Below are 24,692 nucleotides of genomic sequence, written 5' to 3'. Positions count from 1 at the left end.
GGAAGTACGACACCCCTCCTGCGCTCACCTCAGCCCGACACCGAGGGCGAGCTGCCCCGCGGCATGCCGGAAGAAAGCCGCCCGTTCCTCCACGACCCGGTGGAACTGACCGAACAGCTCGAACCCGATCAGCCCGAAGAGCTGGGCCCAGGCCGCGACGAGGGCCGGGGCGACGGCGGGCGGCAGGTCGGAGGCGAAGTCGGCCGCCATGCGCTCTGCCTCGGGATGCAGGTCGGCGGGGAGAGCGGGCAGGGCCAGGCCGGGGCCCAGCCGGGCGTCGCGGACGATGCCGATCAGGACGAGAGCGACGCGGGCGGCGGCCGGGACGGTGGTGTCGGGCGCCTTGTAGCCGGGCACCGGGGAGCCGTAGATCAGCGCGTACTCGTGGGGATGCGCGAGGGCCCACTCGCGTACGGCCTCGCAGACGGTGGTCCAGCGCTGCACGGGTCCGGCCTCGGCCGCGGCGGTGTGCGCCGCCTCGGCCGCCTCGCCCACGGAGTCGTACGCGTCGATGATGAGGGCGGTCAGCAGGTCGTCGCGGCTCGGGAAGTAGCGGTAGAGCGCGGAGGAGGCCATGCCGAGCTCGCGCGCCACGGCGCGCAGCGAGAGCTTGGCGGCGCCCTCGGACGCGAGCTGTCTGCGCGCCTCCTCCTTGATGGCGGCGGTGACCTCGATCCTTGCCCGGGCGCGGGCGCCGTGTGCGGTGCTCATGGGGAGCAGTCTCCCATGAAACGAGAGCAGTGCACACAACCGAGAGCAGCGAACAAAAAAGAGAGCACTGCTCTTGCTTTCGATCGCCGATCCCATGCAGACTGTTCATCGAGCGAGAGCAGTGCTCACAAAAGTGAGCGGCGATCTCACCGTTACCGATGGGGGTCCCCATGTCCACACACGTCAAGAAGCCCGGCTGGTTCACCGTCAACGTCTTCAACCGCGCCGTGGCGTGGATGACCCGCCGCGGCATCAGCATCTGGGGCTCACGGGTCCTGGCGGTCCGTGGACGCAAGAGCGGCGAGTGGCGCACCACCCCCGTGAACCTGCTGACGGTGGAGGGGCAGCAGTATCTGCTCGCCCCGCGCGGTCACGTCCAGTGGACGCACAACATGCGGGCGGCGGGCGGCGGCGAGCTGCGCCTCGGCAAGAACGTGGACGTGTTCACCGCGACCGAGGTCGCCGACGACGACAAGGTCCCGCTGCTGCGCGCCTACCTCAAGCGCTGGAAGGCCGAGGTCGGGGTCTTCTTCAACGGGGTCGGCCCCGACTCCCCCGACGCCGATCTGCGCCGTATCGCCCCGGACCACCCGGTCTTCCTGATCACGGTCAGGAGCTGACCTCGCCGCCGGCCACCTGGCGACGGTCGAGCGCGGTCAGCGCCCGCTGGGCCATCGGATGGGTGCGCACGATCTCGGCGAGGGACGTCGAGCCGCGCGTGATGTCCCGGAACGCGTTCCACGCGGGCCGGAATCCGGTCAGCGCCGCGTGGAACAGGCCCGGCCGGCGCTCGAACGCCGTCATCAGACGCTTGCCGACGCTCATCTCGACGCCGAGCCCCGCCTTGATCGCGAACGCGTAGTTCAGGGCCTGGCGCCGGGTGTCCACCGCGTCGTGCGCCTCGGCGATCCGCACCGCCCACTCCCCCGCCAGCCGCCCCGAGCGCAGCGCGAACGAGATGCCCTCGCGGGTCCAAGGCTCCAGCAGCCCCGCCGCGTCCCCGCACACCAGCACCCGCCCGCGGGACAGCGGCGAGTCGTCGGCCCGGCACCGGGTCAGGTGGCCCGAGGAGATGCTCGGCTCGAACCCGGCGAGACCGAGCCGTCCGACGAACTCCTCCAAGTACCGCTTGGTGGCCGCTCCTTCACCGCGCGCCGAGATCACCCCGACCGTGAGCGTGTCCCCCTTGGGGAACACCCATCCGTAACTGCCGGGCATCGGGCCCCAGTCGATGAGCACCCGCCCCTTCCAGTCCTCCGCGACGGTCTCAGGCACCGGGATCTCCGCCTCCAGGCCGAGATCCACCTGGTCCAGCTTCACCCCGACGTGCGCCCCTATCCGGCTGGCGCTGCCGTCCGCACCCACCACGGCCCGCGCGAGCAGCGTCTCGCCGCTCTGCAGGAACACCGCGACCGTCCGCCGGTCCGGCACCGCCGAGCCGTGCTGCTCCACGCGCTGCACCGTGACCCCGGTGCGCAGCTCGGCGCCGGCCTTCTGGGCGTGATCGACGAGCTGCTGGTCGAACTCGGGCCGGTTGATCAGCCCGAACAGCATCTGCTTGGAGCGCCGGGTGCGGGTGAAGCGCCCGTTGTTCGAGAACGTCACCGCGTGCACCCGGTCCCGGAAGGGCAGCTCGAAGCCGGGCGGCAGAGCGTCGCGCGAGGGGCCGATGATCCCGCCGCCGCACGTCTTGTAGCGCGGCAGCTCCGCCTTCTCCAGCAGCAGGACGCTGCGTCCCGCGACCGCCGCCGCATAGGCGGCCGAGGCCCCCGCGGGCCCCGCGCCCACCACGACGACGTCCCACACCCGCTGCACGTCGTCCGCCGAAGAGTTCTCGCTGCTCACGATGGTCTACTGCTCCCGATCAAGCCGCTGCCGCACCTGTCCCCCGCATCCTACGGCGGACATCACCGCAGGCCGCTGTGGGAGGATCCCGATATCCACACGTACAACGTCGCACCCACAAGGAGCGTGCCCATGTCGTCGAATCCGGTCGCCGAGACCGTCGCCTCGCTGATACCGAGGGCGCAGACGGAGCTCGCCGAACTGGTGGCGTTCAAGTCGGTGGCGGACTTCGACCAGTTCCCCAGGAGCGAGAGCGAGGGCGCCGCGAACTGGATCGCCGACGCGCTGACCGCCGAGGGGTTCCAGGACGTCGCCCTCCTCGACACCCCCGACGGCACTCAGTCCGTGTACGGCTACCTGCCCGGCCCCGAGGGCGCCAGGACCGTCCTGCTCTACGCCCACTACGACGTCCAGCCGCCGCTGGACGAAGCCGCCTGGACCACCCCGCCCTTCGAGCTGACCGAGCGCGACGGCCGCTGGTACGGGCGCGGCGCCGCCGACTGCAAGGGCGGCGTGATCATGCACCTGCTCGCGCTGCGCGCTCTGAAGGCCAACGGCGGCGTGCCGGTACACATCAAGGTCATCGCCGAGGGCTCGGAGGAGATGGGCACGGGCGGTCTGGAGCGGTATGCCGAGGCCCACCCCGACCTGCTGGCCGCCGACACGATCGTCATCGGCGACGCGGGCAACTTCCGTGTGGGCCTGCCGACCGTCACCTCCACGCTGCGCGGTATGACCCTGGTCCGCATCCAGATCGACACCCTCCGGGGCAACCTTCACTCCGGCCAGTTCGGCGGCGCCGCCCCCGACGCCCTGGCCGCGCTGATCCGCGTCCTGGACTCGCTGCGCGCGGAGGACGGTTCGACCACCGTCGACGGGCTGGCCCCCGAAACCCGCTGGGACGGCCTGGAGTACGACGAGGAGCAGTTCCGCCAGGACGCCAAGGTGCTGGACGGTGTGCAGCTCATCGGCTCCGGCTCGGTCGCCGACCGCATCTGGGCGCGCCCGGCCGTCACGGTCCTCGGCATCGACTGCCCGCCCGTGGTCGGAGCCACCCCGTCGGTGCAGGCGGGCGCCCGCGCGCTGGTCAGCCTGCGGGTGCCGCCGGGCGTCGACGCGGCCGAGGCCACGAAGCTGCTGCAGGCCCACCTGGAGGCGCACACCCCCTGGGGCGCCCGGGTGCGCACCGAACAGGTCGGCCAGGGCCAGCCGTTCAGCGCCGACACCAGCAGCCCGGCGTACGCGGCGATGGCCGAGGCGATGGCGGTCGCCTTCCCCGGCCAGGAGATGCAGTACGCCGGCCAGGGCGGTTCGATCCCGCTGTGCAACACTCTCGCCGCCCTCTACCCGCAGGCGGAGATCCTCCTGATCGGCCTGAGCGAGCCGGAGGCCCAGATCCACGCGGTGAACGAGAGCGTCTCGCCCGAGGAACTGGAACGGCTGTCGGTGGCGGAGGCCCTGTTCCTGCGCAACTACGCGGCGAACTGACGCCTTCTGCAACACGGAAAGGGCCCTCGCCTGCCGACGGGGGCCCTTTCCGCGTCCGCCGACTGCCGACTGCACTGTTCCCGTGCTCCGGACCCCGGCCGCCGGGTCGCGCCCCCTGAACTACCCCTGTGCGGCTGTGACGGTGAGGGTGACAAGCGCCGCGATGCCGGTCACCTTGAGGGCCTCGTCGCAGGCGCCGGTGATCAGGGCCCCGTCGAAACGGTCGAGGACCAGGCCGGACGCCTCGAACACCGCGGAGCCGTCCAGTACGACCGCGAGCAGCGTCGTCCCGGCGAGAGCGGGGAGCGCCACCCGGTCCCGTACGATCTCGACCTGCGCGGTGGCCCGTCCGCGCCGGACCATCACATTGAAATCGACGAGCGGGCCGCCCAGCAGCCGGCAGTCGGTGGCGGCCTCCCCGGGGAAGGCGAAGGGGACGTACTGCTCGGCCACGGTGTGCGGGGTGCCGTCGACGGTCAGCACCATGCCGGGGCCCTCGACCAGAGTGATGATCCGGTCGACATCTTCGAAGCGGGAGAACGGTCCCGGCTCGGCCACGTCGGCGAGACTCACCCGCCACGCGAAGTCCGACATCCCTGCCCGGCTGGGGGAAGAGGCGATCTCGCGGGTCAGTCCGCCTCCGTTCTTCCACGGCACGGCCGGGCGCTCGTCCGCTCTCAGAACGCGCACCGTCATCTCGCACTCCTCCTCGTCCAGGAGCCGCGTCGGCGGCCACGCCGGCACCGATCACCTGGCCCGGCACCAGGATAGGCAAGCCCCTGAGCGCCACTTGCGCCGCACGCACCAGGCACCTGGCGCATGGGGCCCCGACCTCGGCCGGGACCCCACGTTCCAGGCGGCGCCAGTCGCCTACCCGGTCACTCGAGTTCTCGCGGCTTCGCCGTACCAGCGTCGAGTTCGCGCTGCCTGGCGGCCAGTGCCCTCGCCAGCATCTTCGCCCGGTAGGGGTTGTCGGTGCCGAGGGCCTTCGCCACGTCCACGGCCTCGTCCAGCAGGGCCAGCCGTCGCTCGGGCAACTCCCGCACCAGGGGTGAGCCGCTCTCCTCCACCAGGACGTACACCAGCTTCGATCCGTACACCTCCGGCTCGACCTGCGTCAGCAGTCGGTAGATCCACAGCCCCTCTGCACCCCGCACCACCCGCCGGTTGGCACTGAGCAGCCGGACTTTTGCCAGCTCAACCATGTCCCGGTCCATCGATCCCCTTCGTCCGTCCCTCTCCGACCGGTGCGTGTCACACGGCGAGACAGCACGGCGAACGCACCGGCAGCCGATGACGGTTGCCGGCACGTGGGCCGGAGAGTGGATGACGACGAGTCTGCGGGTACGGCACCACCCGCCACAAGGCCGAACGGGCGTGCGCTACGTCCTACCGAAAGCCTCTCCGACCAGGCATGATGGACCTGACACTCGCTCAACCCCCGTCCGCAAGTCGGGCGGTCACGGTCGCACACGCGAGGACGGCACTTCGCCGATCGGCAGACAGACGCCGCCGTCGCCCTGACCATGGAGGTCATGTCTGCCGCCGCGCGTCGCGCCGCCCACACCGACCTCGCCACCTCCCTGGCCCTGCTCAGCGACCGCGAACTGACGGACCTCCTGGACTCGGGAACTCCCGCGGGCGTCGGCATCGGCGGGCGCTATCGGCTGGTCGAGGTGGACGGCAGGCGGGTCTTCGTGAAGCGGGTGCCGCTCACGGACGTCGAGTTGCGTCCCGAGAACGCGCGGTCCACGGCGAACCTGTTCGAGCTGCCGGCCTTCTGCCACTACGGCACCGGCCGCAGCCCCGGCTTCGGCGCCTGGCGCGAGCTGGCCGTGCACGCGATGACGACGAACTGGGTGCTCTCCGACCGCTTCACGGGCTTCCCCCTGATGCACCACTGGCGGGTGCTGCCGGACACCGTCCAGCCGCTGCCCGAGGAACTGGCCGACGTGGAAGGGACGGTGGCCTACTGCGGCGGCTCCCCGCAGGTCCGCGAGCGCCTTGAGGCCCTGCGGACGGCGTCCGCGAGTCTCACCCTGTTCCTGGAGTACTTCCCGTACACCCTCCACGACTGGCTCGACACACAGGTGCGCACCGACGACTCGGACCGGATCTGCGCGCGGGTGGACGGGTGGCTGGGCGCGCTCACCGGCTTCCTGCGCGAAGGCCAACTCCTGCATTTCGACGTCCACTTCCAGAACGTCCTCACCGACGGCAAGGAGTTCTTCCTGGCGGACTACGGGCTCGCCTTCAGTTCGCGGTTCCGGCTCTCCCGGCAGGAGCGCGCCTTCTTCGAGCGGCATCGCGACTACGACCTCGTCTACAGCCGCGCCCACCTGGTGAACTGGCTCGTCACCGCCCTGTACGGATACGACCGGCAGGAGCGGGAGGCCTTCGTGCGGGCCTGCGCGATCGGCGCGCACGCCGACGGCGTCCCCGAGGCCGCCGCCGCGATCATCGAGCGTGATGCGACCCTGACCGCCGTAGTCAACGGCTTCCTCGGCCGGCTGCGCACGGAGAGCAGGCTGACCCCCTACCCGTTCGAGGAACTGCGGCTCGCCTACAACAGCTCCACGCTCTCCGCGTAGTAACAGGCGACCGGGTTGCCGCCGCCCCGGTCGATCAGCGCGGGCACCTCCTCCACGCAGGCCGTCCGTTCGCTCTCCGTCAGCCGGTTCGCGAACTTGGGGCAGCGGGTGCGGAAGCGGCAGCCGCTCGGCGGGCGGACCGGGCTCGGCACGTCCCCTGGACGAGGATGCGGGTGCGGGCGCGCTCCTTGCGCGGGTCCGGGAGCGGGATGGCGGTGGGGGGCGAACAGGGCGGGGATTCGGCAAAGGTCAGCCGACCGGGACGCCCGCCTCCAGATAGAGCGCCGCCCCGCGCTCGCGCGCCCGAAGCGCCCACCGCAGCCGCTCGTAGCGCACGGGGGGCAGCAGTTCGGCGGCCTCCTCCTCGCTGACGAAGCGCCACTCGCGCAATTCGGGTCCGGGCAGCAGCACCCGGCCCGCCTCCGCGGAACCGAGGCGGCCGCCGTCGAAGAGGAGGCGCAGACCGCCGAAGGCCGGGGGTGCCGGGGCCTCCCAGTCGATGACCAGCAGGCGCGGTACGTCGGCAAGGTGGATGCCGGTCTCCTCGGCGACCTCGCGCATACCCGCGCGGGCGGGTGCCTCGCCGGGTTCGACCACCCCGCCGGGGAACTCCCAGCCGGCCTTGTAGGTGGGGTCGACGAGCAGCACCCGGTCCCGCTCGTCGAAGAGGAGGACACCGGCGGCGAGGGTCTCGGCGGTGGGCTCGGGCGTCTGCACGATGGCGCAGACCGGCACCTCGCCGCTGCCGACGGCCTCGGCGACGCGGACCGCGGTCTCGTACGGAGTGAGGGCCCCGGTGTCGACGGGAAAGGCATCGGTGGTGAGCCAGGAGGCGAGCGCGGCACGGTACGGCTCGATGTGGTCGTACGACCACTGCCGTACCCGCATCTCGCCGTCCGGCAGGTCGGGCGGCACCTCCCGGCCGGCTATTCGCTCCCGCAGGATCGTTTCCGCCGGGGCGAGGAGGACATGCCGGACGGAGATACGGCGTGCCGCGAGGCCGCCGAAGATCTCGTCGCGGTACTCCTGACGCAGCAGGGTCATCGGAACCACCAGGGTTCCGCCCAGTTCGGCGAGCATCGCGGCCGCCGTGTCGATCACGAGACGTCGCCAGATCGGCAGGTCCTGGTAGTCGCCGACCTCGGCGAGGTGTTTGGGCGGCAGCAGGTGCGTAAGCGCCGCGCCGATCACCTCGGGGTCGAAGAGCGTGCTGTTCGGGATCAGCTCGATCAGTTCCCGTGCGGTGGTGGTCTTCCCCGCACCGAACGCGCCGTTGATCCAGACGACGGTCACAGGTCCCCCTCTTCTATTGGCCCCCTGAGGCTTGCCCGTTCCACCCTGCCACGGAAACCAGCCCCAGTTGAGGGCGCACAAAAGGGGGCGCCGGGGCCCCTGCCGCAGGGGCCCCGGCGCCGCGATCCGGCCTCGATCGCGTCGGTGCTACTGGCCGAGGGTCTTGCCGGGGCCGGCGAGGCCCTCGTCGCCGGTGGTGTGGGTGACCGTGCCGACGGTGTCCTCGACGCCCAGGTCGCCGAGCGTCTGGTGATCACCGACCACTTGGTGGTCGGCGTGTTGCGAGGGGCTGATGGCGGCGACCACGAACCCGGTGGCGAGGGAGGCGATGGCGAGCATGCTGCGTTTCTTCATGCCCGGTTCAACTGTGAAACCGCCCGCGGGTCACGCCCTCGTCCGTCGCGCACCTGGCGCACCAGGTCGGCGGCGGCCTCGGGCCACCGGGCGTACTCGAAGGCGAAGCCGGCGTCGAGCAGGCGGCCGGGGACGACCCGGCGGCTCTTCAGCAGGAGTTCGGTGTCCGAGCGCAGGGCGAAGGCGCCGAGCTCCGCCATCCAGCGCGTGGCGGGCAGCCCGACCGGCATGCCCCAGGCAGTGCGCAGGGCCCGCATGAAGGCGCGGTGCGGCAGCGGTGCGGGAGCGGCGAGGTTGACCGGCCCGGCGAGGTCGTCCCGGTCGACGAGGAACTCCACCGCGTGGACGAAGTCGCGCTCGTGGATCCAGGAGACGTACTGGGCACCGCGCGCGACCGGGCCGCCGAGGCCGAGCCGCGCAAGCCGCAGCAGGACGTCGAAGACTCCGCCGTGATCCGGGCTCATCACCATGGCGGAGCGCAGGGCGACCTTGCGGGTGCCGGGCGTGTCGGCGTCCTCCTGTGCCCGCTCCCAGTTCCTGGCGATCTCCACGCTGTAGGCCCAGTAGCCGGGGACGTCCGGCTCGCTGCCGCCGATCTCGCCGGTCGTCTCGTCGTTGGGCGCGTCGAAGCGGTGGGCGTAGACCGTGGCCGTACTCATCTGGAGCCAGACGCGGGGCGGCTGCGCGGCGGCCGCGATCGCCTCGCCGACGACCCGGGCCGAGTTCACCCGGGAGTCCATCATGGCCTTCAGGTTGGCCGGGGTGTACCGGCAGCTGACGCTGCGCCCCGCCAGGTTGATCACGACGTCGCTGCCGTTGATCTCCTCGGCCCAGGGGCCCAGGTGCTCGCCGTCCCAGCGGACCTCGCCCTCGCGCACCGGCCGCCGGGTGAGGATCACGACCTCGTGACCGGCACCCGTCAGCGCACGCCTCAGGATCGTGCCGACCTGCCCTGAGCCGCCAGGAATGACGATCTTCATCAGGCTTCCCCCCTTCGTATGAAGGAAGCCTAACCGAAAAACTTGAACGCGTTCAAAATCTCTTTCCCCCTACGGGACATCCGATGGCCCGCCTCACCCCGCAAGAGTTCCGACGAAATATCGAACAACCGCTACCCGACCCCTTCCAACAGAGTTCAACACGTTCTACCGTAAACGCGCAGCGATGACGCGGACATGACGTCATCCCACCTTTCGTGTGCTCGGAGGAACGTAACGATGCGTCACCTTCCCACCCGCACAACCCGCCGAAGAGTGGTCGGAGCGCTCGCCGCAGGACTGCTGGGCGCCGCCGGGCTCTCCGCGCCCGCCATGGCGGCGGCCACCGCCGCGCCCGCCGCCCCCGCCCTGGCCGACGGCCTCGCCCTCACCCCGCCGATGGGCTTCAACAACTGGAACTCCACGCACTGCCGTGCCGAGTTCAACGAGTCCATGGTCAAGGGCATCGCGGACATCTTCGTCGAGAAAGGCCTCAAGGACGCCGGGTACCAGTACGTCAACCTCGATGACTGCTGGGCCCTGCCGGCCCGGGACACGAACGGCAAGCTCGTACCGGACCCGGTCCGCTTCCCCAACGGAATCAAGGCAGTTGCCGACTATGTGCACTCCAAGGGGCTCAAACTCGGCATCTACACCAGCGCGGGCACGAAGACCTGCGACAGCGTCGGATTCCCGGGCGCGCTCGGTCATGAGTACAGCGACGCCCGGCAGTTCGCGGACTGGGGCGTGGACTACGTCAAGTACGACAACTGCAACAACCAAGGTGTGGACGCCAAGTTGCGCTACACGACCATGCGCGACGCCCTCGAGGCGACCGGTCGGCCGATCGTCTACAGCATCTGCGAATGGGGCCAGAACAAACCCTGGGAATGGGCGGCCGACGTGGGCCACTTGTGGCGTACGACGGGCGACATCAGCGACAACTGGGGTTCGATGCTGTCCATCCTGAAGCAGAACCTGCCACTCGCGCCGTACGCGGGCCCCGGGCACTGGAACGACCCCGACATGCTGGAGGTCGGCAACGGCGGCATGACGGACACCGAGTACCGCTCGCACTTCTCGATGTGGTCGATCATGGCCGCCCCGCTCCTCATCGGCTCCGATCTGCGCAGGGCCTCCCGGGCGACCTTCGACATCCTCGACAACAAGGAGGTCGTCGCCGTCGACCAGGACCCGCTGGGCAAGCAGGGCACGGTCGTCTCCTCCCAGGGCAGGCGCTGGGTCGTCGCCAAGGAGATGAAGGACGGCAGCCGCGCGGTGGCCCTCTTCAACGAGTCCGGCACCGCCCAGCGCATCGGCACGACCGCCACGGCCGTGGGCCTGCCCGCCGCCGACGCCTACACCCTGCGCGACCTGTGGCAGCACAGGAGCTACAACACCGCGGGCACCATCTCGGCGACCGTTCCGGCGCACGGCACGGTCCTGGTAAGGGTCTTTGCCGACCCCAAGTGGGCAGCGCACCCGCCCGCCGTCGACCTCGGCCCGGACGGCAGCCCGTTGGTCGAGGCGGGCAGGGCGGCCGCGCTGACGTCGACCGTCACCGACCTGGGCCGTACGCCCGCCCAGCGCGTGTCCGTCTCGCTGACCGGGCCCCAGGGCTGGGCGGTCGAGGCGACCTCACGGACCACGGCCGCCTCGCTGCCGTCGGGCCGCTCCCTGCGCACCACGTGGTCGCTCACCGCCCCGGCGGGGACGCCGACGGGGTCGTACGACCTGACCCTCAAGGCGAGTTACCGTTCGGCGAGCGGTGACCGCGTCGAGAGCAAGGTCCCGCTGACCGCGTCCGTCGTCGTGCCGCCGCCCTCGGGGACGTCCGGACTGGGCGACCTGCCCTGGCTGTCGGCGACGAACGGCTATGGGCCGGTCGAGCGCAACACCAGCAACGGGGAGAGCGCCGCGGGCGACGGCCACCCCCTCACCATCGGCGGAGTGGTGTACGGCAAGGGACTCGGCGTCCACGCGGAGAGCGCCGTCGAGTACTACACCGGGAAGGCGTGCAGGACGGTCACCGCCGATGTGGGCGTCGACGACGAGAAGGGCGCGAACGGCACCGTCGCCTTCGAGGTCTGGGCCGACGGCACCAAGGTCGCCTCGACCGGTGTCCTGACCAACGCGATGCCCGCCCAGCCGCTCACCGCCGATGTGACAGGCGCCCAGGTGGTCCGCCTGGTCGTCACCGACGGCGGCGACGGCATCGACTCGGACCATGCGGACTGGGCCGACGCGCAGTTGACCTGCTGAGCCCGCTCCGCAGGGCCCGGCAGCCCGTTGGCCATCCGCCCCTCAGACCGCGGCCGCGTCCGCCCGCTTGGCGAGCGCGGCCGCGGCCGCCCCGACCAGCCCGGCGTCCGTGCCCATCTGAGCCGGCGTGATCTCCAGGCGCCGTACGAAGGACAGGGTCGCGTAGTCGCCGAGGGCCTTGCGCAGGGGGGTGAACAGCACGTCGCCCGCCTTGCCCACTCCCCCGCCGATCACCGCGATGTCGATCTCGACGAGCGTGGCCGTGGCCGCGATGCCCGCCGCCAGTGCCTGGGCCGCGCGCTCGAAGGAAGCGAGAGCGACCGGGTCGCCGACGCGGGCGGCGGCGGCCACCGCGGCCGCGGAGGTGTCGCCGTCGGGGCCGGGCCGCCAGCCGTTCTCCAGGGCGCGGCGGGCGATGTTGGGGCCGCTCGCGATGCGTTCGACGCAGCCACGCGAGCCGCAGGGGCAGGGGTCGCCGTCGAGATCGACGCTGATGTGGCCGATGTGGCCCGCGTTGCCGGTGGGGCCGGGGTGCAGCTGACTGTTCAGGACAAGGCCGCCGCCCACCCCCGTGGAGACCACCATGCACAGCGCGTTGTCGTGGCCGCGGGCGGCGCCCTGCCAGTGCTCGGCCGCAGTGATCGCCACGCCGTCACCGATCAGCTCGACCGGCAGCCCCCCTGCCGCGTCCTGGACCCGCCGCACGAGCGGGAAGTCGCGCCAGCCCGGCACGTTCACCGGGCTCACCGTGCCCGCGGAGGCGTCCACCGGGCCGGCGCTGCCGATACCGAGCGCCGTGGCGCGGCCCCACAGGGGCGCGGCGGTCAGCTCGTCGAGGACCTCCCGCACGGCACCCATCACGGTCTCGCCGTCCTGCTGCGCGGGCGTCGCACGCTGCGCGCGCACCACGATCTGGCCGTGGCCGTCCACCAGCGCCCCGGCGATCTTGGTACCGCCGATGTCGAGCGCTGCCACGAGGTCGGTGTGCATCAGTGTCGGATCTCCCCGAAAACCATCGGATCCCCGTCGAACAGGGGAAGTTCCCCCTTCAACTACGGAGACGGGCGGGCCGGTCTGACGGTGGGGGCGCAGGCCGGAGATTGCGATGGACAGTCTCTCGTGCATATGACAACGTTGTCCAGGCTCTATGCTCGACGCCACATCCTCATACAAACTCATGGTCTGACGCATCCCCGTGGACGAGACCCGCGGACGAGACCCGTGGACGAGACCCGTGGACGAGACAGGACAGGACAGCGCATCGTGCCCGAGACCGCTCGCCGAACAGCCCCCCTCTCCACTACGCGTTACGGCAACCGTCCCACCATGAAGGACGTGGCGGCGCGTGCCGGAGTCGGCCTGAAGACCGTCTCCCGCGTGGTCAACGGCGAGCCCGGCGTCACCCCCGAGACCGAGCGCCGCGTCCAGGAGGCCATCGACGCGCTCGGCTTCCGCCGCAACGACAGCGCGCGTGTGCTGCGCAAGGGCCGCACCGCCAGCATCGGCCTGGTCCTGGAGGACCTCGCCGACCCGTTCTACGGCCCCCTCAGCCGCGCGGTGGAGGAGGTGGCCCGCGCGCACGGCGCCCTGCTGATCAACGGCTCCAGCGCCGAGGACCCCGATCGCGAGCAGGAGCTGGCGCTGGCCCTGTGCGCGCGACGGGTGGACGGCCTGGTGATCATTCCGGCCGGTGACGACCACCGTTATCTGGAGCCCGAGATCAGGGCGGGCGTCGCCACGGTGTTCGTCGACAGGCCCGCCGGGAAGATCGACGCCGATGTCGTCCTGTCCGACAACTACGGCGGCGCCCGCGACGGCGTCGCCCACCTCATCGCCCACGGACACCGCCGGATCGGCTTCATCGGCGACATGCCCCGCATCCACACGGCCGCCGAGCGCCTGCGGGGCTACCGGGCCGCCATGGAGGACGCGGGCATCCCGGTCGAGGACTCCTGGATGTCCCTGGGCGTCACGGACCCGCAGCGGGTGCGCCGGGCCGCCGAGGACATGCTCTCCGGCCCCGCCCCGGTCACCGCGGTCTTCGCGGGCAACAACCGCGTGACGGTCACCGTGGTCCGGGTCCTCGCCGAACAGCCCCGCCGCGTCGCGCTGGTCGGCTTCGACGACTTCGAGCTCGCCGATCTGCTGCAGCCGGGCGTCACCGTCGTCGCCCAGGACGCGGCGGCCCTCGGGCGCACCGCCGCCGACCGCCTCTTCCGCCAGCTGGACGGCACGCTGCTCACCCCGGAGCGCATCGAACTGCCGACCCGGCTGATCACCCGCGGTTCGGGCGAGCTGCCGCCGGCGGACTGAGCCGCCATGGACGGCGAAGCGGACCACCGCCTCGAAGCGCTCGGCCTCGCAGTGGCCCCGCGCGACCAACCGCTGCTCTACCCGGGGGCCTGGCCCACACGGTCCGGGCTCCTCGACGGCGACCGGTTCCTGCCCCTCGACCGCCTGGTGCACGAGGACCGCGTCCCCGTGTTGGCGGTCGGCTCCAACGCCTGCCCGGGCCAACTGCGCCACAAAATGGACGAGTCCGGGATCACCTCGCCCGTCCCGATGGTGCGCGCCCGGGTCACCGGCATCGACGTGGGCGTCTCCGCGCACGTCAGCCGCCTGGGCTATGTGTCCGCTTCACCGGTCGATTCACCCGGCACCCTGCGCGAGTTGTTCGTGACCTGGCTGGATGCCGGGCAACTCGCGATGATCGACGCGAGCGAGGGCGTACCGCTGCGGTACGGCAACTTCCGGCGCGCCTGGCTGCAGGAGCCGCAGGTCCGGATCGAGTTGGAGGACGGGACGCGGCTGCCCGGTGCGTACATCTACGTCAACCGCCGCGGGGTCCTGCGCAACGGCTCGGGGGCGCCGCGCAGGACGGTCGCTCAGCGGGTGCTGCTCAGCGAACTCCTCGTCGGTTCGGCCCGGTTGAGGGAGCTGTTCGGGGTCACACCCGAGGAGTTCTGCACCCGGGCGCGTGCCGACGCCGGGCTGTGCGAGCGGGGCTCCCGGGTGTTCGCCGAGGAGAAGCTGGTGACGGAGTCGGGGCTCGAACGGTACGTGACGGGCGGGTGAGCGTGGCGGGCGTCAGCAGACCGGGAGTCCGGGGATCGGCTGGTCGTTGTCGCCGCCCTTGACGTAGACGTCGCTGACGTAGACGTTCGTGTTGCCGCTGTCGTCGTCCGTCTTCGCCCACCAGACGTTGGTCCACTGGCCGTAGGTCTCGCGCCGGCCCAGGTTCTGCTGGCAGTAGAAGTAGTTGGTGCCCGCGCCGAGGACGCCGACCTCGGTGCCGGAGGCGGTGTAGGACTTGGCGGTGCGCCAGACCGTGCAGTTGTACTTGCCACTGCCTATGGAGGTGCAGGCCGGTGCCGCCGTGGTCGCGCCCCCGCCGCCCGTCGTACCGCCGCTGCCGCCCCCGGTGGTGCCACCTGACGAAGTGCCGCCCGTGGTACCGCCCCCGGTGGTGGTGCCGCCCGCCGACTTCGCCGTGGACGAGGAGGAGGCCCGGCTCGTGGGTGCGGCCCCGTCCTTCCGGCCGGCGGTCTTGGTCGGTGCCGGGGTCTTCTTGTCGCCCTGTTCCGTCGGCTCGGGGCCGTCCGAGTGGTCGGCGTCGGTGCGGTCGGAGGCGGACGCCTGGGCATCCGAACGGGACGCGGAGGGGCGCGTGTTCGCTTCCGTGTTCCGCGCGTTCAGCAGGGCGACGGTGCCGCCGGCCGCCGCGAGGACGACGGCGACGGCCGCGGCGGCGAGCAGGGCGCGGCCCTTGTGGCGCGGGGAGGAAGAGGAGGATATGGGCCCGGTGGGCGCCGTCGCCGGGTCCGGTGCCGGGTCGTGCGGCGCGGGCGGGCCGAAGCCCGGCGTCGCGTGTGCGGCGTGCGGCGCGGGGGTGTCGTGCCGTCCGGCCGGGTCGGGAGCGGGCGCCATCGGCCCGCGCTGCTCGGTGGGAGCGGAACCCTGCGTCACTGGTGCCGTCCCCTGCGCGGCCCCCGGCATCAGGAACCGGGGAGGGAGCGAGGGGACGTCGGGCGCCGTCTCCGTGCGCGGCGGCGCGTGATCGCGCAGGGTCGTCGTCGGTGTGTCCGTGCCGCCCGCGTCCGCCACCGCCTGCAGCAGGGCGCGTCCCTGTTCGGCCTCCGGGCGGGTCTCGGGCCGCTTGTCGAGCAGTTGCTGGAGTACGGGGGTGATCGGGCCGGCTCGCTCCGGCTCCGGAAGGGGCTCGGTGACGATCGCGGTGAGCGTGGAGTACGTGGAGGTGCGGCGGAAGGGCGAGGAGCCCTCGACGGCCGCGTAGAGCGTGGCTCCCAGGGCCCAGACGTCCGAGGCCGGGCTCGCCTCGGCGCCCTGGGCACGCTCGGGCGCCAGGTAGTCCAGGGAGCCGACGAGCGCTCCACTGCGGGTCAGGTGGGCGGTCGCGCCGTCGCCCGGGTCCTCCATGGCCGCGATGCCGAAGTCCGTCAGGACGACCCGGCCGGACCCCTCGAGCAGGATGTTTCCGGGCTTCACATCACGGTGCAGGACGCCGGCCCGGTGGGCGGCCGCCAGCGCGTCCATCACCTTGGCGCCGATGCCGGCGGCCTCGACCGGGTCGAGGGAGCCGCGCTCGCGCAACACCTGTTCCAGGGACGGCCCGTCGACCAGCTCCATGACGATGAGCGGGCGGCCGTCGACCTCGGTCACGTCGTGGACGGCGACGACTCCGGGGTGGCGCACCCGGGCCGCCGCGCGGGCCTCGCGCTGCATCCGCAGCCGCAGGTCGGCGAGTTCGGGCCCGTCGGCGTCGGTGTAGGTGCGCAGTTCCTTGACGGCGACCTCGCGGCCCAGCACCTCGTCGACGGCTCTCCAGACGATGCCCATGCCGCCGCGGCCGAGTTGGGACACGACGCGATAGCGCCCCGCCAGCAGCCGACCGGTCCCGTCAGCCCGGTTGTTCCCGCCTGAGGTCTCCCCCGAAGACACCGCCCGCCCCGTTCCTGTGACATGTCAATGCGTGCCGTACAGACTAAGGGGCGGGGGTGACGACGCCGACCGGTGGTGACTGCTGTGACGGGTCTGCTACTTGGCGGACGCGGTCAGGTCGCCCCGCCGGGGTGCCGCGAAGCCCTCCAGATCGGCCCGGGTCAGACCGGTCGCCCGGGCGACCTCGGCGATGTCCAGCGCGCCGCAGTCCAGTCCGCGCAGCAGATAGCCGCTGAGTGCCTTGGCGGTGGCGGGCTCGTCCATGACGTCACCGCCGGCCCGGTTGGCGTAGCGCGCGAGGCGGGCGGCGGCCTGCTCGAAGCCCTCGCGGTAGAAGGCGAAGACGGCCGCGTAGCGGGTGGGGATGTGGCCGGGGTGCATGTCCCAGCCCTGGTAGTAGGCGCGGGCGAGCGCGCGGCGGGTGAGGCCGTAGTGCAGGCGCCAGGCGTCGTGGACCTTCTCCGTCGGGCCGACCGGCAGCACGTTGGTGGAGCCGTCCGAGACGCGTACGCCCGTCCCCGCCGCCGCGACCTGCATGATCGCCTTGGCGTGGTCGGCGGCCGGGTGGTCGCTGGCCTGGTGGGCGGCGGAGACGCCGAGGCAGGCGCTGTAGTCGAAGGTGCCGTAGTGCAGTCCGGTGGCGCGGCCCTCGGCGGCCTGGATCATGCGGGCGACGGTGGCGGTGCCGTCGGTGGCGAGGATGGACTGGCTGGTCTCGATCTGGATCTCGAAGCCGATCCGGCCCGGCTCGAGCCCGCGCGCCTTCTCGAAGGCCTCGAGGAGCCGCACCATGGCGGTGACCTGCTCGGCGTACGTCACCTTGGGCAGCGTCAGCACCAGCCCGTCGGGCAGCCCACCGGCCTCCATCAGGCCGCTGAGGAAGATGTCGAGGGTGCGGATGCCCCGGTCGCGTACCGGTGCCTCCATGCACTTCATGCGGATGCCCATGTACGGGGCCGCCGTCCCCTTCGCGTACGCCTCCGCGATCAGGCGGGCCGCGCGGGCCGCCGCCTCGTCCTCCTCGGCGTCCGGGCGGGGGCCGTAGCCGTCCTCGAAGTCGACGCGCAGGTCCTCGATGGGCTCGCGCTCCAGCTTGGCGCGCACGCGGGCGTGGACAGGTTCGGCGAGTTCGTCGGACAGGCCGAGGACGGCGGCGAAGGAAGCGGCGTCCGGGGCGTGTTCGTCAAGGGCCGCCAGGGCCTGGTCGCCCCAGGAACGGATGGTGTCGGCGGCGAAGACGTCACCGGGGACGTAGACGGTGTGGACGGGCTGGCGGGTGCCGGGGTCCCCCGGGTAGCGGCGCTCCAGTTCGGCGTCGACCGGGGCGAGGGAGGCGCTGATCTCCTCGCTGATCGCGCCTGCGAGGCTCGTCGCCACCTTCTCCTGCTGGCCCTGACCCATCCGACACCCTCCTGTTTTCCACTGTGCGGAATCAACAATCCGTAGAATGAAGTTATCCGGGCACCTTCCGGTGGTCAACACCATGTCCACGGGGAGTAAGGCCGTGATCTCGGCATGTTCACGCCCATCTCACACCCGGGTATGACACTTCCCTACGCACGACTCGCCCGTCGCACGACTCGTCCGGCTGCCGCCACCGAAGGAGCCTGAGTGCCGAACCACCGCCGAGTCACCCGCCGTCTGGGCTTCAAGGCCGCCTTGGCCGCGGCGGTCACCGTGCCGCTCTCCAGCGCCGCGATCCCCGCCTCGTCCGCCTCGCCCGCGCCGTCCCCCGCGACGCGGGCTCGCCGGGCACCCGGTCTCGAGGTCATGACCTTCAACTTACGTTTCGCGAGCACGAAGGAACCCAACAGCTGGAGCGACCGCAGACCGGTGATGCGCGAGCTGCTGCGTCGCGCGCACCCTCACGTCATCGGCACCCAGGAGGGCCTCTACCAGCAGCTGCGTGACATCGACTCCGACCTCGGTCCGTCCTACGACTGGATCGGCACCGGCCGCGAGGGCGGCAGCCGCGACGAGTCCACGGCGGTCTTCTACGACAACCGGCGTCTGGCCCCCGTCGAGCACTACACCTTCTGGCTCTCCGACACCCCGGAAGTCATCCGCTCGAACACCTGGGGCGCCGCCTTCCCCCGCATCGTCACCTGGGTCCGCTTCCGCGATCTCGCCGACGGCGGACGGCAGTTCTATGTCCTCAACACCCACTTCGACCACGCGAGCCAGTACGCCCGCGAGCGCAGCGCCTCGCTGATGGCGCAGCGCATCGCCCAGCTCGACCGCTCGCTCCCGGCCGTGGTGACGGGCGACTTCAACGTCGCCGCGCACCGCAACCCGGTCTACGACACGCTGGTGGGCTCGGGGCTCCTCGACACCTGGGACGCGGCGGCGCACCGCGGTGCCCCGTACGGGACCTTCCACGGCTACAAGGGGCTCACCCCGAACGGCGACCGCATCGACTGGATCCTCACCTCGCCATGGGTGACGACACACCGCGCGTCGGTGGACACCTTCTCCGTCGACGGCCAGTTCCCGAGCGACCATCTGCCCGTACAGGTCTCGCTCGGTCTGGAATGAGCCGAGGCCCCCGCGACTGTTCGTGCAGTCGCGGGGGCCTCGGCCGGCCTTCGGGTGATCAGCCCTTGCGGGCGTTGATCTCCTCGGTGAGCTGGGGGACGACGTCGAAGAGGTCGCCGACCACGCCGTAGTCGACCAGGTCGAAGATCGGGGCCTCGGGGTCCTTGTTGACCGCCACGATCGTCTTCGAGGTCTGCATGCCGGCCCGGTGCTGGATGGCGCCGGAGATGCCGTTGGCGATGTACAGCTGCGGCGACACGCTCTTGCCGGTCTGGCCCACCTGGTTGGTGTGCGGGTACCAGCCCGCGTCCACCGCGGCACGGGAGGCACCCACGGCCGCGCCGAGGGAGTCGGCGAGGGCCTCGATGAGCGGGAAGTTCTCGGCGCCGTTGACGCCGCGGCCGCCGGAGACCACGATCGCGGCCTCGGTCAGCTCCGGACGCCCGGTCGACTCGCGCGGGGTGCGGCCGGTGACCTTGGTGCCGGTCGCCTTCTCCGAGAAGGTGACATTCAGGGCCTCGACGCTGCCCGCGGCCGGGGCGGCCTCCACGGCGGCCGAGTTCGGCTTGACCGTGATGACCGGCGTGCCCTTGGAGACACGGGACTTGGTGGTGAAGGACGCGGCGAACACCGACTGGGTGGCCACCGGGCCCTCGTCGCCGGCCTCCAGGTCGACGGCGTCGGTGATGATGCCGGAGCCGATGCGCAGCGCCAGACGCGCGGCGATCTCCTTGCCCTCGGCGGAGGACGGCACCAGCACCGCGGCCGGGGAGACGGCCTCGACGGCGGCCTGCAGCGCGTCCACCTTGGGGACGACCAGGTAGTCGGCGTACTCGGACGCCTCGTGGGTCAGCACCTTGACGGCGCCGTGCTCGGCGAGCGCGGCGGCGGTGTCACCGGCGCCGTTGCCCAGCGCGACGGCGACCGGCTCGCCGACGCGGCGCGCGAGGGTCAGCAGCTCCAGGGTGGGCTTGCGGACGGCACCGTCCACGTGGTCGACGTAGACGAGAACTTCAGCCATGGGATTGCTCTCCTGCGGAATACGAAGTCTGAGGGGCGGAAGGGGTGGTGAGCCTCGAGCGGCCAGTGACCCTTAGATGAACTTCTGGCTCGCGAGGAACTCAGCGAGCTGCTTGCCGCCCTCGCCCTCGTCCTTGACGATCGTGCCGGCGGTACGGGCCGGGCGCTGGGCCGCGGCGTCCACGACGGTGTAGGCACCCCCGAGACCGACCTCCTCGGCGTCGATCTCCAGGTCCGACAGGTCCCACGACTCGACCGGCTTCTTCTTCGCCGCCATGATCCCCTTGAAGGAGGGGTAGCGCGCCTCACCCGACTGGTCGGTCACCGACACGACAGCCGGAAGCGAAGCCTCCAGCTGCTCGGAGGCGGCATCGCCGTCACGGCGGCCCTTGACCGTGCCGTCCTCGACGGAGACCTCGGACAGCAGGGTGACCTGCGGGACGCCCAGGCGCTCCGCGAGCAGCGCGGGTACGACGCCCATGGTGCCGTCGGTGGAGGCCATGCCGGAGACCACGAGGTCGTAGCCGGCCTTCTCGATCGCCTTGGCCAGCACCAGCGAGGTGCCGATCGCGTCCGTGCCGTGCAGGTCGTCGTCCTCCACGTGGATGGCCTTGTCGGCGCCCATGGACAGCGCCTTGCGCAGCGCGTCCTTGGCGTCCTCGGGGCCCACAGTCAGGACGGTGATCTCCACGTCGTCGTCGGAGTTCTCGGAGATCTGCAGCGCCTGCTCGACCGCGTACTCGTCCAGCTCGGAGAGCAGACCGTCCACGTCGTCCCGGTCGACGGTCAGGTCATCGGCGAAGTGCCGGTCGCCAGTGGCGTCGGGCACGTACTTCACAGTGACAACGATCCTCAAGCTCACGCCGGCTCTCCTACTGCAATCGTCATTTCGGTGCTGCCTTCTTTCAGGCAGCATAGGCGCCTCAAGCGGCCGATCCCGATCGGGGCGACCCGCGCTCCGAGCGAAATATTACTCGTCAGTACACCCAGTTCGTTCCCGCTAAGCAAGCGCTTTGAACTGTGACCTTTGCAACGCAGCGTAATCGGAACTCGACCGATTCGCAGGAGGAGCCGGCCGGCGGTCAGTCACGCAGGCCGCTGAAATGCCCCTGGTGATAGAGGAGGGGGCGTCCGGGGCCCGTGGGGTCGCCGAGCACGACCTCGGCCAGCACGATGCGGTGGTCCCCCGCGGGGACCCGGCCCACGATCCGGCACACCAGCCAGGCGAGGACGTCGTCGAGCACGGGAACGCCTTGGGGGCCCGTACGCCAGGCGGTGGGCGCGCCGAAGCGGTCGGCGCCACTCCTGGCGAAGGTGGCCGCCAGGTCCTGCTGATGCTCGCCGAGTATGTGGACGCCGATGTGGTCGGTCGCCGATATCGCCGGCCAGCTGGAGGCGCCGGTGCTGATGCCGAAGGACAGCAGCGGCGGTTCGGCGGAGACGGAGGTGAGCGAGGTGGCGGTGAAGCCGACCGGGCCGGAGTCACCTCGCGCGGTGATCACGGCGACTCCCGCCGCGTGCCGCCGGAAGACGGAGCGCAGCAGGTCGGGGGAGGCGAGCTGAGGGGTACGGGTGCCGAGGTCGGGCGTGGCCGTCATGGAGTTGTCCTTCTACGCGGAGGGGCGGGCGTCGTGGCTGCTCAACAGCTCGGACAGCGCGCGCTCGCAGTGCGGGCGAGGTCGACGTGCACCCGCCCGTAGAGAAGGAGTTCCGTAGGCATACGGTCAGGCTGACGATAGGTGGTGTGCGCAGTCAAGTACGTTCCGGCATATGGGAGATGCCTCACCGTCCGCAGCACAGCCGTCAAACCGCCTCCCCCAGTGCGGCGATGACGTCGGCCTTGCGCGGCTGGCCGGTGGCACGCCGTACGACCCTGCCGTCGGCGTCAAGGACCAGCACGGTCGGCGTCTTGAGGATGTCGAGTTCGCGCACCAGCTCCAGATGGTCCTCGGCGTCGATCTCGACGTGGGTCACACCGGGGACCATGTCGGCGACCTCACCGAGGACGCGTCGGGTGGCCCGGCAGGGCGCGCAGAAGGCGCTGGAGAACTGCACGAGCGTGGCGCGCTCACCGAGTTCCCCGCCCAACTCGGCCGCCCCTAGCCGCTTCCCGCCGTCGCGCCCACGCACGCGTACCCTCCCGTTCCGCTGCCGATGAATCACTCCGTAGGCGCTCGCCACCAGGAGCACCGCTGCGCACACCACAAGTCCGGTCATCACCTGCACAAGCATTCACGAGACTGCAAAGATTCCCGACTCCCCGGATCTTTTCCCATGCGGAATGCTTGCTTCATGGACATTGATGTGAGGGGCCCCCGCTTCGGGGCGGCCGTGACGACCGTCGTCCTGGCGGTGGTGCTGATCACCGGGAGCGCCTGGCTGCTGGCCTGGCAGACGCTGGCGTTCGCGCTGGGCGCCGCGGGCGGGGTGGGCCGTTCGCCGTACGGCTGGCTGTTCCGCAAGGTGGTGCGCCCCCGCCTCGGGCCGCCGACCGAGTTCGAGTCGCCGGAGCCGCCGCGGTTCGCGCAGGCGGTGGGGCTGGTCTTCGCCGGCGTGGGGCTGGTCGGTTTCGGACTCGGACCGACCTGGCTGGGGCTCGCGGCGACCGCCGCCGCGCTCGCCGCGGCGTTCCTCAATGCCGCCTTCGGGTACTGCCTGGGCTGCGAGATGTACCTGCTCGTACGGCGGGTGACGGTCCGTACGGAGTAAAGGCGCCTTAAAAAACCGAGGTGGATCAGTTGTGGGACGTGACGAGGATCTCGCCGTTCTGCGGCGCCAGGACTGGCCCCCCGTTCGTTCTTGGGGCACGATCTGCGCAATGCCGTAAACCTACGGCTGCGTAACTTCCCGCCGGGAGCACCCATCCAGGCAGAGAGAAGGGTCCACCCCGTCCATGGCTGAGCTTGTCTACCGTCCCGTCGTCGGTCTCGCCCAAACGTTGTTCAAGGTCTGGGACCTCAAGATCGACCTCAAGGGATCGGAGAACATTCCGCGCTCGGGCGGCGCCGTGCTGGTGAGCAATCACATCAGCTACCTGGACTTCATCTTCGACGGTCTCGCCGCCCTGCCGCAGAAGCGTCTGGTGCGCTTCATGGCGAAGGAGTCGGTGTTCCGGCACCGGATCTCCGGTCCGCTGATGCGCGGTATGAAGCACATCCCGGTGGACCGCAAGCAGGGCGAGACGGCGTACCAGCACGCGTTGCAGTCGCTGCGCTCCGGCGAGATCGTCGGCGTCTTCCCCGAGGCGACCATCTCGCAGTCCTTCACCCTGAAGAGCTTCAAGTCGGGTGCCGCGCGCATGGCCCAGGAGGCCGGCGTGCCGCTCATCCCGATGGCACTTTGGGGCACCCAGCGGCTGTGGACCAAGGGGCACCCGCGCAACTTCAAGCGCAGCCACACGCCGATCACCATCCGGGTGGGCGAGCCGGTGGAGGCCCCTCAGGACCAGTACGCGGGCGCCATCACGCGGCGGCTGCGCGAGCGCGTCCAGGAGCTGCTGGAGGCGGCACAGCGCGCCTACCCCGTACGGCCCAAGGGTCCGGACGACACCTGGTGGATGCCCGCCCATCTCGGCGGCACGGCGCCGACCCCCGAAGAGGTGAAGGCGGCCGAGGCCCGCTGAATCGTCACGCCGGGGCGTGGACGGTGATCCGCGCCTCGGGGGCCGGGCTTTCCCGGCAGGCCGACGAGTTCCGTTGCCGCCTTCTCGGCTTCGGCGACCGGCGTCGGGGCCTGTCTTTCCAGCAGGGCCGGACGACCTCGCCCGCGTCGGGGTGTTCGACGGCCCCCTCGCCACCGGCCGGCGTCACCAAGTCCGGGCAGTCCAGCGTCCGACGGGGCCCGTTTCGCCGACGCCTCGCCCGAGTCGCGGTGCGCGAGGGCTTGGAGCCGAACAGCGTGCAGATCTCGCGCAGGCGACCATGTGCGGGTCCTCGTGCGGGGCGCGACCGTTAAGGCGGGCCGAACTCCCCCCGGCGCTGGGCCCGTTGACCTGGCCGTGCGCCGGCGTCACGGTCCGCCTCAGAGTGCGGTGGGGAGCGTCTTCCAGAGACCGGGCCGGTCGGGGGCGGCCTTGAGGGCGCCGATGACCGCCGGATGCGGTTCGGCGTACAGGTGCGGATAGTCCACCTCATGGGACTGCGGATCGGGGATCCAGGCCAGTCGCTCGCCCTCGAGGGAGAACTGGGCGTCGACGCCCGGTTTGTTGCCGCGGGGGTCCTGCCGGTGCCAGGCGCCGTTGAAGCGGACGGCGATCAGGCCGTGCACGGCATGGCCGTCACCGTCGTCGTGCGCCAGCCTCTGGTAGCAGAGTGCCGTGGGGATGTCCTCGGCCCGCAGCAGGGCGGCGAGGGCGTGGGCCTTGGCGTGGCAGATGCCGGTGCCATGCCGAAGTACGTCGGAGGCCCGCCAGGTGACGCGCAGGTCGCCCGAGTCCTGGGAGTGCGGGATGGTGTCGCGCACGAACTCGAAGGCGGACCGCGCATAGGCATACGAGTCCGATACGTCCCGGGCGAGCCGGGCGGCCGTCTCCCGTACCATTGGATGGTCATGGTCGACGACCTCGTCAGCAGCCAAGTAGGCGGACAGGTCAGGGGTGTTCTGGATCAGCTCCATGCCTGCAGAGCATAGGAATGCGATCACCGCCCGTCAATCAATT

Annotated in this window: 25 protein-coding genes; 9 read left to right on the top strand and 16 right to left on the bottom strand. The window is 71.2% G+C overall.

The annotated features are described in order from the left end of the window. Positions 1-24 precede the first annotated feature (24 nt). Complete coding sequence (locus tag ABT254_RS03765) at positions 25-711, bottom strand: TetR/AcrR family transcriptional regulator (RefSeq protein ID WP_351463142.1); 687 nt, start codon at positions 709-711, stop codon at positions 25-27. Between the two features lie 170 nt (positions 712-881). Between ABT254_RS03765 and ABT254_RS03760 the strand changes: the two genes are divergently transcribed. Continuing rightward, positions 882-1,331 carry a nitroreductase family deazaflavin-dependent oxidoreductase gene (locus ABT254_RS03760; RefSeq protein WP_030930985.1) on the top strand — a complete coding sequence of 150 codons (450 nt, stop codon included), beginning with the start codon at positions 882-884 and terminating at the stop codon, positions 1,329-1,331. Here the strand turns inward: ABT254_RS03760 and ABT254_RS03755 are convergent. Continuing rightward, entirely contained in the window at positions 1,321-2,556 is a 1,236-nt protein-coding gene (locus ABT254_RS03755) for a geranylgeranyl reductase family protein (protein ID WP_351463140.1), read from the bottom strand. The two genes, ABT254_RS03760 and ABT254_RS03755, sit on opposite strands and share 11 nt — an antisense overlap. Before the next feature lie 132 nt (positions 2,557-2,688). Here ABT254_RS03755 and ABT254_RS03750 point away from each other — a divergent pair, with 132 nt between their 5' ends. Next, positions 2,689-4,044: a dipeptidase gene (locus tag ABT254_RS03750; RefSeq protein ID WP_351463138.1), complete on the top strand. Its 1,356-nt coding sequence runs from the start codon at positions 2,689-2,691 to the stop codon at positions 4,042-4,044. 120 nt (positions 4,045-4,164) lie between these two features. Here ABT254_RS03750 and ABT254_RS03745 read toward each other — a convergent pair whose 3' ends face one another. Continuing rightward, on the bottom strand, positions 4,165-4,740 hold the full coding sequence (locus tag ABT254_RS03745; RefSeq protein WP_351463136.1) for a HutD/Ves family protein: 576 nt from the start codon (positions 4,738-4,740) through the stop codon (positions 4,165-4,167). 182 nt (positions 4,741-4,922) lie between these two features. Continuing rightward, positions 4,923-5,249 (bottom strand): hypothetical protein, encoded by a 327-nt coding sequence (locus ABT254_RS03740; RefSeq protein WP_351463134.1) that lies wholly within the window; start codon positions 5,247-5,249, stop codon positions 4,923-4,925. 330 nt (positions 5,250-5,579) lie between these two features. Between ABT254_RS03740 and ABT254_RS03735 the strand changes: the two genes are divergently transcribed. Next, entirely contained in the window at positions 5,580-6,635 is a 1,056-nt protein-coding gene (locus ABT254_RS03735; RefSeq protein WP_351463132.1) for a protein kinase family protein, read from the top strand. On the opposite strand, the gene ABT254_RS03730 is transcribed toward ABT254_RS03735, so the two are convergent. The 4 genes from ABT254_RS03730 to ABT254_RS03715 all read right to left on the bottom strand — a co-directional run bounded on the left by ABT254_RS03730 (position 6,608) and on the right by ABT254_RS03715 (position 9,262). Further along, positions 6,608-6,787, bottom strand: a complete 180-nt coding sequence (locus ABT254_RS03730; RefSeq protein WP_351463130.1) for a hypothetical protein — start codon at positions 6,785-6,787, stop codon at positions 6,608-6,610. The genes ABT254_RS03735 and ABT254_RS03730 overlap by 28 nt on opposite strands. Positions 6,788-6,884: 97 nt before the next feature. Further along, positions 6,885-7,928 carry an NUDIX hydrolase gene (locus ABT254_RS03725; RefSeq protein ID WP_351463128.1) on the bottom strand — a complete coding sequence of 348 codons (1,044 nt, stop codon included), beginning with the start codon at positions 7,926-7,928 and terminating at the stop codon, positions 6,885-6,887. A gap of 147 nt (positions 7,929-8,075) precedes the next feature. Next, entirely contained in the window at positions 8,076-8,282 is a 207-nt protein-coding gene (locus ABT254_RS03720) for a hypothetical protein (protein WP_351463126.1), read from the bottom strand. Beyond that, positions 8,279-9,262, bottom strand: coding sequence for a TIGR01777 family oxidoreductase (locus tag ABT254_RS03715; RefSeq protein WP_351463124.1), 984 nt, complete (start codon positions 9,260-9,262; stop codon positions 8,279-8,281). The genes ABT254_RS03720 and ABT254_RS03715 overlap by 4 nt, the downstream gene beginning before the upstream one ends. A 237-nt stretch (positions 9,263-9,499) precedes the next feature. Between ABT254_RS03715 and ABT254_RS03710 the strand changes: the two genes are divergently transcribed. After that, positions 9,500-11,521: an NPCBM/NEW2 domain-containing protein gene (locus ABT254_RS03710; RefSeq protein WP_351463122.1), complete on the top strand. Its 2,022-nt coding sequence runs from the start codon at positions 9,500-9,502 to the stop codon at positions 11,519-11,521. A 42-nt stretch (positions 11,522-11,563) separates the two neighbouring features. Here the strand turns inward: ABT254_RS03710 and ABT254_RS03705 are convergent, their stop codons facing one another. After that, entirely contained in the window at positions 11,564-12,511 is a 948-nt protein-coding gene (locus tag ABT254_RS03705; RefSeq protein WP_351463120.1) for an ROK family protein, read from the bottom strand. Between the two features lie 273 nt (positions 12,512-12,784). On the opposite strand from ABT254_RS03705, the gene ABT254_RS03700 reads away from it, so the two are divergent. After that, entirely contained in the window at positions 12,785-13,834 is a 1,050-nt protein-coding gene (locus ABT254_RS03700) for a LacI family DNA-binding transcriptional regulator (RefSeq protein ID WP_450750754.1), read from the top strand. 6 nt (positions 13,835-13,840) lie between these two features. Continuing rightward, positions 13,841-14,596: a hypothetical protein gene (locus ABT254_RS03695; RefSeq protein ID WP_351463116.1), complete on the top strand. Its 756-nt coding sequence runs from the start codon at positions 13,841-13,843 to the stop codon at positions 14,594-14,596. Between the two features lie 12 nt (positions 14,597-14,608). Here the strand turns inward: ABT254_RS03695 and ABT254_RS03690 are convergent, their stop codons facing one another. Further along, the gene (locus tag ABT254_RS03690; protein ID WP_351463114.1) at positions 14,609-16,480 is read right to left on the bottom strand and encodes a protein kinase domain-containing protein; all 1,872 of its coding nucleotides are present in this window, start codon (positions 16,478-16,480) and stop codon (positions 14,609-14,611) included. A gap of 96 nt (positions 16,481-16,576) precedes the next feature. Then, entirely contained in the window at positions 16,577-17,881 is a 1,305-nt protein-coding gene (locus ABT254_RS03685) for a DUF6986 family protein (RefSeq protein ID WP_351463112.1), read from the bottom strand. Positions 17,882-18,091: 210 nt separating this feature from the next. Between ABT254_RS03685 and ABT254_RS03680 the strand changes: the two genes are divergently transcribed. Beyond that, entirely contained in the window at positions 18,092-19,015 is a 924-nt protein-coding gene (locus ABT254_RS03680; RefSeq protein ID WP_351463110.1) for an endonuclease/exonuclease/phosphatase family protein, read from the top strand. 58 nt (positions 19,016-19,073) lie between these two features. Here the strand turns inward: ABT254_RS03680 and ABT254_RS03675 are convergent, their stop codons facing one another. The 4 genes from ABT254_RS03675 to ABT254_RS03660 all read right to left on the bottom strand — a co-directional run bounded on the left by ABT254_RS03675 (position 19,074) and on the right by ABT254_RS03660 (position 22,252). Beyond that, positions 19,074-20,036: an electron transfer flavoprotein subunit alpha/FixB family protein gene (locus ABT254_RS03675; RefSeq protein WP_351463108.1), complete on the bottom strand. Its 963-nt coding sequence runs from the start codon at positions 20,034-20,036 to the stop codon at positions 19,074-19,076. 72 nt (positions 20,037-20,108) lie between these two features. Continuing rightward, positions 20,109-20,897: an electron transfer flavoprotein subunit beta/FixA family protein gene (locus tag ABT254_RS03670; protein WP_351463107.1), complete on the bottom strand. Its 789-nt coding sequence runs from the start codon at positions 20,895-20,897 to the stop codon at positions 20,109-20,111. Positions 20,898-21,117: 220 nt separating this feature from the next. Then, a complete protein-coding gene (locus tag ABT254_RS03665) occupies positions 21,118-21,633 on the bottom strand; it encodes a flavin reductase family protein (RefSeq protein WP_351463105.1) in 516 nt (171 codons plus the stop codon). A gap of 205 nt (positions 21,634-21,838) precedes the next feature. Further along, complete coding sequence (locus ABT254_RS03660) at positions 21,839-22,252, bottom strand: TlpA family protein disulfide reductase (protein ID WP_351464057.1); 414 nt, start codon at positions 22,250-22,252, stop codon at positions 21,839-21,841. A gap of 75 nt (positions 22,253-22,327) precedes the next feature. Here ABT254_RS03660 and ABT254_RS03655 point away from each other — a divergent pair, with 75 nt between their 5' ends. Then, the gene (locus ABT254_RS03655) at positions 22,328-22,744 is read left to right on the top strand and encodes a DUF4395 domain-containing protein (RefSeq protein ID WP_266963553.1); all 417 of its coding nucleotides are present in this window, start codon (positions 22,328-22,330) and stop codon (positions 22,742-22,744) included. A 184-nt stretch (positions 22,745-22,928) separates the two neighbouring features. Next, on the top strand, positions 22,929-23,657 hold the full coding sequence (locus ABT254_RS03650; protein WP_351463103.1) for a lysophospholipid acyltransferase family protein: 729 nt from the start codon (positions 22,929-22,931) through the stop codon (positions 23,655-23,657). Between the two features lie 398 nt (positions 23,658-24,055). Here ABT254_RS03650 and ABT254_RS03645 read toward each other — a convergent pair whose 3' ends face one another. Beyond that, on the bottom strand, positions 24,056-24,649 hold the full coding sequence (locus ABT254_RS03645) for a transglutaminase domain-containing protein (protein ID WP_351463101.1): 594 nt from the start codon (positions 24,647-24,649) through the stop codon (positions 24,056-24,058). Between the last annotated feature and the right edge of the window lie 43 nt (positions 24,650-24,692).

Source organism: Streptomyces sp. NPDC001137, assembly GCF_040298885.1.
Lineage (GTDB): Bacteria > Actinomycetota > Actinomycetes > Streptomycetales > Streptomycetaceae > Streptomyces.
Note: the sequence above shows the minus strand (reverse complement) of the source record. Positions and strands in the feature narration are given on the sequence as shown.

Excerpts from the sequence above, each read along its gene's own strand:
- ABT254_RS03660 (WP_351464057.1), bottom strand. The coding sequence starts at position 22,252 with ATGACCGGACTTGTGGTGTGCGCAGCGGTGCTCCTGGTGGCGAGCGCC.
- ABT254_RS03705 (WP_351463120.1), bottom strand. The coding sequence starts at position 12,511 with ATGCACACCGACCTCGTGGCAGCGCTCGACATCGGCGGTACCAAGATC.
- ABT254_RS03735 (WP_351463132.1), top strand. The coding sequence starts at position 5,580 with ATGTCTGCCGCCGCGCGTCGCGCCGCCCACACCGACCTCGCCACCTCC.
- ABT254_RS03765 (WP_351463142.1), bottom strand. The coding sequence starts at position 711 with ATGAGCACCGCACACGGCGCCCGCGCCCGGGCAAGGATCGAGGTCACC.
- ABT254_RS03665 (WP_351463105.1), bottom strand. The coding sequence starts at position 21,633 with ATGACGGCCACGCCCGACCTCGGCACCCGTACCCCTCAGCTCGCCTCC.
- ABT254_RS03750 (WP_351463138.1), top strand. The coding sequence starts at position 2,689 with ATGTCGTCGAATCCGGTCGCCGAGACCGTCGCCTCGCTGATACCGAGG.
- ABT254_RS03675 (WP_351463108.1), bottom strand. The coding sequence starts at position 20,036 with ATGGCTGAAGTTCTCGTCTACGTCGACCACGTGGACGGTGCCGTCCGC.
- ABT254_RS03655 (WP_266963553.1), top strand. The coding sequence starts at position 22,328 with ATGGACATTGATGTGAGGGGCCCCCGCTTCGGGGCGGCCGTGACGACC.
- ABT254_RS03650 (WP_351463103.1), top strand. The coding sequence starts at position 22,929 with ATGGCTGAGCTTGTCTACCGTCCCGTCGTCGGTCTCGCCCAAACGTTG.
- ABT254_RS03695 (WP_351463116.1), top strand. The coding sequence starts at position 13,841 with ATGGACGGCGAAGCGGACCACCGCCTCGAAGCGCTCGGCCTCGCAGTG.
- ABT254_RS03645 (WP_351463101.1), bottom strand. The coding sequence starts at position 24,649 with ATGGAGCTGATCCAGAACACCCCTGACCTGTCCGCCTACTTGGCTGCT.
- ABT254_RS03740 (WP_351463134.1), bottom strand. The coding sequence starts at position 5,249 with ATGGTTGAGCTGGCAAAAGTCCGGCTGCTCAGTGCCAACCGGCGGGTG.
- ABT254_RS03710 (WP_351463122.1), top strand. The coding sequence starts at position 9,500 with ATGCGTCACCTTCCCACCCGCACAACCCGCCGAAGAGTGGTCGGAGCG.
- ABT254_RS03720 (WP_351463126.1), bottom strand. The coding sequence starts at position 8,282 with ATGAAGAAACGCAGCATGCTCGCCATCGCCTCCCTCGCCACCGGGTTC.
- ABT254_RS03685 (WP_351463112.1), bottom strand. The coding sequence starts at position 17,881 with ATGGGTCAGGGCCAGCAGGAGAAGGTGGCGACGAGCCTCGCAGGCGCG.
- ABT254_RS03760 (WP_030930985.1), top strand. The coding sequence starts at position 882 with ATGTCCACACACGTCAAGAAGCCCGGCTGGTTCACCGTCAACGTCTTC.
- ABT254_RS03715 (WP_351463124.1), bottom strand. The coding sequence starts at position 9,262 with ATGAAGATCGTCATTCCTGGCGGCTCAGGGCAGGTCGGCACGATCCTG.
- ABT254_RS03745 (WP_351463136.1), bottom strand. The coding sequence starts at position 4,740 with ATGACGGTGCGCGTTCTGAGAGCGGACGAGCGCCCGGCCGTGCCGTGG.